This is a genomic window from Burkholderia sp. E168m22, assembly GCF_001319805.1.
In the GTDB taxonomy this organism is placed as follows: domain Bacteria; phylum Pseudomonadota; class Gammaproteobacteria; order Burkholderiales; family Burkholderiaceae; genus Burkholderia; species Burkholderia orbicola.
The window spans coordinates 1-10,235 of sequence record NZ_BBSK01000045.1; the positions used below are offsets into that span (position 1 = coordinate 1).

Consider the following 10,235-nt stretch of genomic DNA (forward strand, 5'->3'; position numbering starts at 1 on the left):
CGCAACGCGACCAACGCCACGCGCGCACGCCGCGGCCGTGCGCGCGTGGCCGCGTCAGAAGCCGATCGGCCGGCGCTTCGCCGCGCCTTCGTCGGCGCGGATGTCGGCCGGCCCGATCGCGTCGCGGCCGTCGAGCCGGGCGGCGCCGAACGCGTGCAGCAGCGCGCGGCGCATCGTGCGCGGCGGCGTCGCGGCCAGCACGTCGAGCGCATCGTCGCCGAGCGTCTCGGGGAAGCGCCGCCCCCACGCATGCGACGTGCGGATCTCGTCGTAGATCGTCTGCGCGATGCGGCGCGCGCCGGCCGCATCGGGCGCCGCGATCTCGTACACGTTCATCCGGTTGAGCAGCGGCTCCGGAATCGCTTGCGCGTCGTTCGCGGTCGCGATCCAGATCACGTTGCCCGCGTCGATCGGCACTTCCGCGAATTCGTCGACGAACGCGCGCGCGGTGTCGTGCTCGAGCAACGCATACAGCGCGCCGAGCGGATCGTATTGCGCATCGCTGCCGGCCTTGTCGATCTCGTCGACCGCGATCACCGGGTTCGCGTAGCTGCCGTTCACGAGCGCGTCGAACACCTTGCCGGGCTTCGCGTTCTTCCACTGCGACGACGCGCCGGACAGGATCCAGCCGGCCGTCAGCGAACTCATCGGCACGTAGTGGTACGCGGTGCCGAGCAGTTGCGCGAGCGCCTTCGCGAAATGCGTCTTGCCGATCCCGGGCGGCCCGAGCAGCAGGATCGGCATCAGTTCGAGCCGGTCCTCCGTTTCGAGACACAGCGCGATCTGCTTGCGCACGTCGGCGAGCGGCTCGCCGAAGTTCGGCAATGCTTCGCCGAGCGCGTCGAACGACGGCATCCGGGTCGGCTTCACGCAGAAGCGCAGATTCCCCGTCTTGAGCATCTTCTCGTAGGTCGAGCGCAGCGCATCGCTTGCGCTCTCGTTCAGGTCGCCCAGCGCCGTCTCGACCTGCTCGAGGTCGTACACCGTGCTGAAGGACGCCACCGCCAGTTCCTGCTTCACCATCGCCGTCGTCATACCCACCTCGCTCCACTTGCCGTCACACACTCATCAGACCCTTACGATTTCAGTGTAGCGATCCCGTATCGCCGTGCAAGCAAGCAGCCGGGCGGGTCTGCTGCTAACAGCGCGCGCACGCTGCACGGCCGCGCGCCGCGGCGTATGATCGAAAGTTCACGATGCTCGCGCGGGGCTTCCCGATCGCGCCCGCGCGCCGCGCACACGCTGCTGTCCCGCACTTCGCCTGACGCCTCCCGAAGGGTTGCCGATGTCCGTCCCCGCTGCTTCCCCGCGCGTCGACTCCGACGCGGTCCGTTCCGTCGATGCCGTCGACGCCGCGCTCAAGTCACGCCATTCAGTCCGGGCGTTCCTGCCGACGCCCGTGCCGCGCGCCACGATCGAGGCGATCCTCGAAGCCGCGAGCCGCGCACCGTCGGGCACCAACATCCAGCCGTGGCGCGTGTACGTCGCCACGGGCGCCACGCGCGACGCGCTCGCCGCCGCGCTCACCGCGGCTTACGACGATCCCGCGCGCGACGAGAAATACGTCGCCGAATACGACTACTACCCGCGCGAATGGGTGTCGCCGTATGTCGACCGGCGTCGCAAGGTCGGCTGGGACCTGTACGGCCTGTTGAACATCGGCCGCGACGAGAAGGCGCGCATGCATGCGCAGCACGCGCGCAATTTCCGTTTCTTCGATGCGCCGGTCGCATTGTTCTTCACGCTCGACCGCGTGATGACGTTAGGGGCCTGGCTCGACTGCGGGATGTTCCTGCAAGGCGTGATGACGGCCGCGCGCGCCCGCGGCCTCGACACCTGCCCGCAGGCCGCGTTCGTGCCGTTTCACCGGATCGTCGCCGAACACCTCGACATTCCGGCCAACGAGCAGCTCGTCTGCGGCATGTCGCTCGGCCATGCGGACCCCGACGCGATCGAGAACCGCCTCGTCACCGAGCGCGCCAGCGTCGCCGAGTTCACGCGCTTTTTCGCTTGAAAACGCATGACGCGGCCTTACCTGTCGAGCAGGACCGCATCGTGCTGCGAACCTGTCGCGGCGCGTCCTGTCACATCACGACCGAAATCGATCGGGCGTAAGATGTGCGTCCGTTCCCCGCTATCCCGCGTTTCCGGAGACGTTTCATGCTGAAACACGGCCTGGCCGTCCTGCTTGCGAGCGTCGTGCTCGCCGCCCATGCGCAGAGCCCCGCGCCGGCCGTCGTCGCATGGGAAATCCAGGTGGTGCGCGACGGTCAGACGATCGACACGTTCCAGCAAAACACCACCGTGGGCCAGTCCCGCACCGATACCCATCGCTATCCGTCGTCCGTACCGGTGGGCTGCGGCAATGCCGCGCGCGTCGTGCCGACCGAGCGCTCGCGCTCGGTGACGGTCGCCCCGCTCGCCGTCGACGCCAACGCGAACACCGTGTCGCTCGGGCTCGACGTGCAGGAAACGCTCGACGACGAAAACGCGACGCGCAGCGATCCGTGCGTGCCCGCGTCGCCGCGGCAGATCGTCGCGAGCCACCCCGGCCTGGCGGTCGGCGGCGACGCCTGGACCGACTGGACGCTCGTCGAGCAGCATCCGCATCTCGTGTACCGCGTGCGTGCGCACGTCGCGAAGGACTGAGCGTCATGTCCGCCGACGCCCTGTCCCTGCCGTTCGCCGAGCCGCACGCCGCGCCCGACGAAATCACCGCGGTCAGCTGGAACCTGCACAAGGGCCGCTCGCCGCTCGGCTTCACCGCCTGGAACGCGATGCGCGACTGGATGCAGTCGACTCACGCGGACGTGTATTTCCTGCAGGAAGCGATGGCGCGCCGCATGCCGCGCCCGATGCTAGCCCCGGGCTTCGGCGCGCCGATGGACGATACGGTCGACGACGTGTGGCATTGCCAGGCCACCGAGATCGCGCAGGCGCTCGACTGGCAGATCGCGCTCGGGCCGAACGTGTTCAAGCCGTCGTGGCGGCACGGCAACGCGATCCTGTCGCCGCATCCGCTCGACCTCGGCGGCCGTTGGGACATCTCCGCGCACCGCTTCGAGCGGCGCGGGCTGCTGGTCGCGCGTGCGACGCTGGCGGGCGCACGCCCGGTCACGCTGCTGTGCGCGCACCTCGCGCTCACGCGCGCCGCTCGCCTGCGCCAGATGCACTGGATCGCGCACTGGATCGTCCGCAATGCGGGCGACGGCCCGCTGATGCTGGCCGGCGACTTCAACGACTGGCGCAACGACTCGGTCGCGCTGTTCGGCGAGATCGGGCTGTCCGAGGTCGCGACGCTGCTCGGCGAGTCGGGCCGCACGTTCCCCGCGTTCTCGCCGGCGCTCGCGCTCGACAAGATGTTCGTGCGCGGGCTGACGCCGCTCGAGTGGCGCGCGCCGTCCGGCGAAGCCGCGTGGCTGTCGGACCACCTGCCGTACATCGCACGCCTGCGCCTCGATCCGCAGTAACGCCGCCGGCCGGCGCCGCCGAAACGCGTCGGCGTCGGCGCGACAACGCGCGGACAATCACCGAAAGCCCTCTGAAAGAATACGTTGCGCCAAATCCGCGCAGCCGCCCGGGTCAAGCCCGCATCTGCCCCAAGCAGGGTAAAATAACGAGTTACTCAAACGTCTGTCATCGAGAGGGCGCGTGTCCGACGCGCCGGCCGGCCGATCCGCGATCGGGCCGTCGCACTCGGTTTTTTGCCCGTTTTTGGGCCCGTTACACGCGTCCGCTACGCGCGTCCGTTTTCAAAGCCATGAGCAAATACGACACCGCCACCGTCCAATCCGTCCATCACTGGACCGACACGCTTTTCAGCTTCACCTGCACCCGCGAGGCGAGCCTGCGCTTCAACAACGGCGAATTCACGATGGTCGGCCTCGAAGTCGACGGCAAGCCGCTCGCGCGCGCCTACTCGATCGTCAGCCCGAACTACGAAGAGCATCTCGAATTCTTCAGCATCAAGGTGCAGGACGGCCCGCTGACGTCGCGCCTGCAGCACCTGAAGGTGGGCGACACGGTGCTGATCGGCAAGAAGCCGACGGGCACGCTGATCGCCGACAACCTGCTGCCGGGCAAGACGCTGTGGATGCTGTCGACGGGCACCGGCCTCGCGCCGTTCATGTCGATCATCCGCGATCCGGACATCTACGACCGCTTCGACAAGGTGATCCTGACCCACACGTGCCGCCTGAAGGGCGAGCTCGCGTACATGGACTACATCAAGCACGACCTGCCGGGCCACGAGTACCTGGGCGACATCATCAAGGAAAAGCTCGTCTACTACCCGACGGTCACGCGCGAAGCGTTCGACAACGAAGGCCGGATCACCGACCTGATCGCGACGGGCAAGCTGTTCACGGATCTCGGCGTGCCGGCGTTCTCGCCGGAAAACGACCGCGTGATGCTGTGCGGCAGCACCGCGATGCTGAAGGACACGACCGAACTGCTGAAGCAGGCCGGCCTCGTCGAAGGCAAGAACAGCGCGCCGGGCCACTACGTGATCGAGCGCGCGTTCGTGGACTGATCCGCCCCCGAATTTGTGCCGCATCAAGAACCGGAGCAAAAGCTCCGGTTTTTTTTCGTCCGGACTTGGCGAATTCGTAACAAACTGGGACCATTCCATCTCAAATAGTTACATTTGGATACGTCGTCGCCCGGCGCTCGGGTGTCAGTGTTTTTCCTACAACACCTTCATTCCGATTATTCACATTTACCCTTAAATGTCCGTCCGACATGACCTTTTCAGAAATTTTGAGATATTATTCGGCCCGCGTGGTTGCCGTTCGGATGACAGTGGAAGGGTCGGATGAAAGTGTTACAAGACGTAACTTTTGTTACCTCGGCATGGAGCGATTCTCTGGCGGCGACCGTCATCGAAACGGCAGCCGGTCCACGCAGCCAGCCGGTGTCTGAACCGCTTTCTGACAGCAGGGAGAGTCATGGATACGTCGCTTAACGCGCCCTTGGGCGCCCACGCCCCGTTCCCGTCGCGGCAGCGCATGCCTGGCTGCGCTGCTACTCCGCCCATGGCCGACGCCGCGTCGAAACGCGACGCGTCCGCCGCGCGGATCGCGGCACTTTCCGCCCAGCTTCTCGCCGCCGACGAAGCGGCCCGCCGCCATCTGGCCGGCGAGCTGCACGACGGGCTCGGCGCCGAACTGACCGCTGCCCGATTCGCGCTCGCAAACGTTCAAACGTGGCTCCCGGCCGATGCGCCGGAAGGCTGCCTGCGCGCGCTGGCGCTGGCGCAGCAGGCGCTCGACGCCGCGACCGACGCGAATCGCCGGCTCATCGACGAGCGCGACACGCCGGCGCTCGACGCGGGCGTGGTCGGCGCGCTGTCGTCGTGGATCGACACGCATGCGGCCCGCACCGGCCTGCGCACGAGCTTCGTGTGCGCGGCCGACGCCCGCCTGACGCAGCTCGCGGGCGCCAGTGCGCTCGCGATGTTCCGCGTGGCGCAGGAAGCGCTGTCGAACGTCGCGAAGCACGCCCGCGCGACGTCGGTCGACGTGCGGATCGTCACCGACGGCACGCACCTGTCGCTGAGCGTTACCGACGATGGGACCGGTTTCGCGCGCAATCGCCGCAGCGGCTACGGCCTCGCCGGCATGCGCGCGCGCTGCGAGGCGTTCGGCGGCAGCTTCGAGACGGCTACGCCGGCAACCGGCCGCGGCACGCGCGTCACCGCACGCTTCGCGTGGGCTTCGCTGCTGGCGGCGCCCGTCGCGGCACGCCGCACGTCGCTTTCGTGAGGTCGCGATGAGCCTGAACATCCTGCTCGTGGACGATCACGCGATCGTCCGGCAAGGGATCCGCCAGTTGCTGATCGACCGCGGCGTCGCCCGCGACGTGACCGAGGCCGAGAACGGCGGCGATGCGATGGCCGCCGTCGACAAGCAGGAATTCGACGTGATCCTGCTCGACATCTCGCTGCCCGACACGAACGGCATCGAGGTGCTCAAGCGCCTCAAGCGCAAGCTGACGCGCACGCCGGTGCTGATGTTCTCGATGTATCGCGAGGATCAGTACGCGGTGCGCGCGCTGAAGGCCGGCGCGGCCGGCTACCTGTCGAAGACGGTCAACGCCGCGCAGATGATCGGCGCGATCCAGCAGGTCGCGGCCGGCCGCAAGTACGTGAGCCCCGCGATGGCCGAGGCGCTCGCCGAATACGTGTCGTTCGAGAACGAACCGCTGCCGCACGAGAAGCTGTCCGATCGCGAATACCAGACGCTCTGCATGCTCGCGTCGGGCAAGCGGCTCACCGACATCGCGAACACGCTGTCGCTGTCGGTGAAGACGGTGAGCGTGTACCGCTCGCGGCTGCTGGAGAAGATGCGGCTGTCGAACAACGCGGAACTGACGTTCTACGTGATGAGCAACCGGCTCGTCGACATGGCGCCCACGGCCGGCGCCTGATTCCGGCCCGTTCGAACTCGTCCGATTCCGGGCGCAGCCGCCGCCGCACCATGCTCGGCCGTGCCCGTTTTGCGCCCGCTTTACTCCCGTTTCGCGCGCAAGCGCTTGTTTTATCGGCCGATTTCGCCGCACGTCGCTGCGCCACCGCAGGACTTGCACGCCAAATCAGCTAAAATTATCGGTTTTCACTCAGTCGGCGCGCCGTGCCTGCGCGTGCCGGCGATCCATCCGCAATGTCTCTCTTCCGCAAGAAAAACGTCGATCGCATGATCGCCGGCGCGCAAGCCGCCGGGCTCAAGAAAGCGCTCGGCGCGATCGACCTCACCTTCCTCGGCATCGGCGCGATCATCGGCACCGGCATCTTCGTGCTGACCGGCACCGGCGCCGTCCAGGCCGGCCCCGCGCTGATGCTGTCGTTCGTGATCGCCGCGATCGCGTGCGGCCTGGCCGCGCTGTCGTACGCGGAGTTCGCATCGTCGATCCCCGTCGCCGGCTCGATCTACACGTATTCGTACGCGACGCTCGGCGAACTGGTCGCGTGGATCATCGGCTGGGACCTGATGCTCGAGTACGGCCTCGCGTCGTCGGCCGTGTCGGTCGGCTGGTCGGGCTACCTGCAGTCGCTGCTGCAGGGCTTCGGGCTCACGCTGCCGACCGTGCTGACGGCCGCGCCCGGCGCGGTGCCCGGCGTCACCACGTGGTTCAACCTGCCCGCGTTCCTCGTGATGATCGTGATCACGACGCTGCTGTCGATCGGCATCCGCGAATCGACCCGCATCAACAACATCATGGTGTTCATCAAGGTGTCGGTCGTGCTGCTGGTGATCGCGGTCGGCCTGTTCCACGTGACGCCCGCGAACTGGAAGCCGTTCATGCCGCACGGCTGGAACGGCGTGTTCGGCGCGGCCGCCGTGATGTTCTTCGCGTTCATCGGCTTCGATGCGGTGTCGTCGGCGGCCGAGGAAGTGAAGAATCCGAAGCGCGATCTGCCGATCGGCATCATCGCGTCGCTGGCGGTGTGCGCGGTGCTGTACGTGACGGTCGCCGCGGTCGCCACCGGCATCGTGCCGTCGGCCCAGTACGCGAACATCTCGCACCCGATCTCGTACGCGCTGCAGGTCGCCGGCGAGAAGTGGGTCGCGGGCTTCATCGATCTCGGCGCCGTGCTCGGCATGCTGACCGTGATCCTCGTGATGAGCTACGGCCAGACGCGCGTGATCTTCGCGATGTCGCGCGACGGGCTGCTGCCGGCCGCGCTGTCGCGCGTGCATCCGCGTTATGCGACGCCGTTCCTGACGACCTGGCTGGTCGGCCTGTTCTTCGGGCTGATCGCCGCGCTCGTGCCGCTCAACGTGCTCGCCGAACTGATCAACATCGGCACGCTCGCGGCGTTCTCGATGGTGTCGATCGCCGTGCTCGTGCTGCGCCGCACCCATCCCGAGCTGCCGCGCGCGTTCCGCTGCCCGGGCGTGCCCGTGGTGCCGATCCTCGCGGTCGCGGCGTGCCTGTTCCTGATGCTGAACCTGCAGCCCGTCACGTGGGCCGCGTTCGGCATCTGGCTCGTGATCGGCCTCGTGATCTACTTCCTGTACTCGCGGCACCACTCGAAGCTCGCGCACGGCCACTCCGACACGCATTGAGCGCCGCCATGGCGCGCCTTTCTCGGCGTGCCATGACGAACCCCACGCGGAGCCGGCCCCGGCTCCGCATGCCCCCCTCTCCCGCCCCCCGGCCGCCGCGCGATCAGTGCCCGATCGTCGCGATCTCTTGCCCGATCGTCCAGATTCGCCCTCACCCGCTGCGCGCCGCCTGCACGCGCGCGTCGGGCGGTTCATAATCCCGCCATCGAACGACGGCGCCGCGCGGCGGGCCGTCCGGCAACAGGAAAAAACGATGGAAAGCGTCGATCTCGATGTACTGAAATCCAGCGCGCGCTGGCTCGAAGAAGGGCGCCGCGTGCTGCTCGTGACGGTCGTGAAGACGTGGGGCTCGTCGCCGCGCCCCGAAGGCGCGATGCTCGCGGTGCGCGAGGACGGCCTGGTGGTCGGCTCCGTGTCCGGCGGATGCATCGAGGACGACCTGATCGCCCGCGTGCATGCGAGCGGCATCGCGGCCGATGCACGCCCGGAAGCGCTCAAGTACGGCGTGACGGCCGAGGAGGCGCACCGCTTCGGGCTGCCGTGCGGCGGCACGATCCAGCTGGTGCTCGAACCGCTCACGCGCGACAGCGGAATCGCCGCGCTGTGCGCGGAAGTCGAGGCCGGCCGCCTCGTCACGCGCACGATGACGCTCGCGACCGGCCGCGCGTCGCTGTCGCCCGCGCAGGCGACCGACGGGCTCGCGTTCGACGGCGAACGGCTCGTGACGATCCACGGGCCGCGCTACCGGATGCTCGTGATCGGCGCCGGCCAGTTGTCGCGCTATCTGTGCCAGATCGCGGTCGGGCTCGACTACCAGGTGACGGTATGCGATCCGCGCGAGGAATACACGGATGCGTGGGACGTGCCGGGCACGCGGGTCGTCCGCACGATGCCCGACGATACGGTGCTCGACATGAGGCTCGATGCGCGGTCGGCCGTGATCGCGCTCACGCACGACCCGAAGCTCGACGATCTCGCGCTGATGGAGGCGCTGAAGACGCCCGCGTTCTACGTGGGCGCGCTCGGCTCGCGGCGCAACAACGCGGCGCGGCGCGAGCGGCTGCGCGAATTCGATCTGAACGAAGTGGAACTGGCCCGGCTGCACGGGCCGGCCGGCATCTACATCGGCAGCCGGACGCCGCCGGAAATCGCGATCTCGATCCTCGCGGAGATCACCGCCGCGAAGAACAACGTGTCGCTGCCGACGATCCTGCAGGTCGAAGGCGCGAAGGCCGCGCGCGAAATCGCGGCGAACAGCGGCGCGGCCTGCGGGCTCTGACCTGCGGCGGCGGGTGACCTCGCTCGCCGGACGCCAGCCGTTACCCGGCGCGAACGTCGGTCAGGTCAGGCCGGCAGCGAGCGCCGCGGCAACCGAACCGACCACCAGCACGACGCCGACCGTGCGGCGCTTGTTCAGCTCGGTCCACAGCAGCACGCCCGTCAGCGACAGCAGGATCAGCGAACCCGCGATCGTATCCATCAGCAGCACCCAGCCGAGATTCATTCCGACGCCGCGATGCAGGTTGTTCAGCGTCGTCAGGAACGTGTTGCCGGTGCGCTTCACCGACACGTAGCCGTTGCCGACCCAGTACTCGGCCTGCAGGTTCTGGTGCGGCCCGAACACGCCGAATTGCCAGTGCTCCGGCTGCATCACGCGTTTGTCGCCCCACGCGACGGCCTGCGCGGGCTCCTTGCGCATGCGGCCCGGCTTGCCGTCGAAATGCAGCTCCTGCTGCAGCCACTTCGTCATCGCGGCGGGCGTTTTCGGCACCGGGTCCGGCAGCGCGATCTGCAGCTCCTCGACCTGCGGCTCGCCGGTCGAAATCTTCAGCGGCGGCGCGCGGTGGTTCAGCAGCACGCCGGTCACGCCGAACAGCAGCCCGAGCACCGCGCCCCACAGCCCGACCCAGCCGTGCACCTTGCGCAGCCACTTGATGAAGGTCGCGCGGCGCGAGCGCTGGCGGCGCGCGGCCAGTTCGTCGTCGTTCAGCGGGCGGCCCGCCGGGTGCAGCACGGTGACGCCGGCGCGCGGCATGCCCGTCTTGGGCGGGTCGATCGTTTCGGGCGCGTTCACGCGAAAGTATCCATTCGTTCAAAACAACGGGCGGCGCGCAGGGAGTGCGCACCGCCCGGTCAGCATGAAAATGAGAATGGATATCATTACATAAA

10 protein-coding genes are annotated in these 10,235 nt (G+C 68.0%); 8 read left to right on the plus strand and 2 right to left on the minus strand.

Going from position 1 to position 10,235, the window contains the following annotated elements; all coding sequences use genetic code 11:
• Positions 1–54 precede the first annotated feature (54 nt).
• On the minus strand, positions 55–1,035 hold the full coding sequence (locus AP428_RS12865; RefSeq protein ID WP_006477536.1) for an AAA family ATPase: 981 nt from the start codon (positions 1,033–1,035) through the stop codon (positions 55–57).
• A 250-nt stretch (positions 1,036–1,285) separates the two neighbouring features.
• On the opposite strand from AP428_RS12865, the gene AP428_RS12870 reads away from it, so the two are divergent.
• From AP428_RS12870 to AP428_RS12905, 8 genes are all read left to right on the plus strand, one after another.
• Positions 1,286–2,014, plus strand: coding sequence for a nitroreductase (locus AP428_RS12870; protein ID WP_034174348.1), 729 nt, complete (start codon positions 1,286–1,288; stop codon positions 2,012–2,014).
• Positions 2,015–2,160: 146 nt separating this feature from the next.
• Positions 2,161–2,649 carry a hypothetical protein gene (locus AP428_RS12875; RefSeq protein WP_011546435.1) on the plus strand — a complete coding sequence of 163 codons (489 nt, stop codon included), beginning with the start codon at positions 2,161–2,163 and terminating at the stop codon, positions 2,647–2,649.
• Positions 2,650–2,654: 5 nt separating this feature from the next.
• On the plus strand, positions 2,655–3,470 hold the full coding sequence (locus AP428_RS12880; protein ID WP_006477533.1) for an endonuclease/exonuclease/phosphatase family protein: 816 nt from the start codon (positions 2,655–2,657) through the stop codon (positions 3,468–3,470).
• Positions 3,471–3,760: 290 nt separating this feature from the next.
• The gene (locus AP428_RS12885; protein WP_006477532.1) at positions 3,761–4,531 is read left to right on the plus strand and encodes a ferredoxin--NADP reductase; all 771 of its coding nucleotides are present in this window, start codon (positions 3,761–3,763) and stop codon (positions 4,529–4,531) included.
• 415 nt (positions 4,532–4,946) lie between these two features.
• A complete protein-coding gene (gene rqpS, locus AP428_RS12890; RefSeq protein ID WP_053524886.1) occupies positions 4,947–5,762 on the plus strand; it encodes a quorum system sensor histidine kinase RqpS in 816 nt (271 codons plus the stop codon).
• 7 nt (positions 5,763–5,769) lie between these two features.
• Positions 5,770–6,426 (plus strand): response regulator transcription factor RqpR, encoded by a 657-nt coding sequence (gene rqpR, locus AP428_RS12895; RefSeq protein WP_006477530.1) that lies wholly within the window; start codon positions 5,770–5,772, stop codon positions 6,424–6,426.
• A 233-nt stretch (positions 6,427–6,659) separates the two neighbouring features.
• Complete coding sequence (locus AP428_RS12900) at positions 6,660–8,066, plus strand: amino acid permease (RefSeq protein ID WP_011546437.1); 1,407 nt, start codon at positions 6,660–6,662, stop codon at positions 8,064–8,066.
• Between the two features lie 253 nt (positions 8,067–8,319).
• On the plus strand, positions 8,320–9,345 hold the full coding sequence (locus tag AP428_RS12905; RefSeq protein WP_011546438.1) for an XdhC family protein: 1,026 nt from the start codon (positions 8,320–8,322) through the stop codon (positions 9,343–9,345).
• A 60-nt stretch (positions 9,346–9,405) separates the two neighbouring features.
• Here AP428_RS12905 and AP428_RS12910 read toward each other — a convergent pair whose 3' ends face one another.
• Entirely contained in the window at positions 9,406–10,140 is a 735-nt protein-coding gene (locus AP428_RS12910) for a PepSY-associated TM helix domain-containing protein (protein WP_006477527.1), read from the minus strand.
• Between the last annotated feature and the right edge of the window lie 95 nt (positions 10,141–10,235).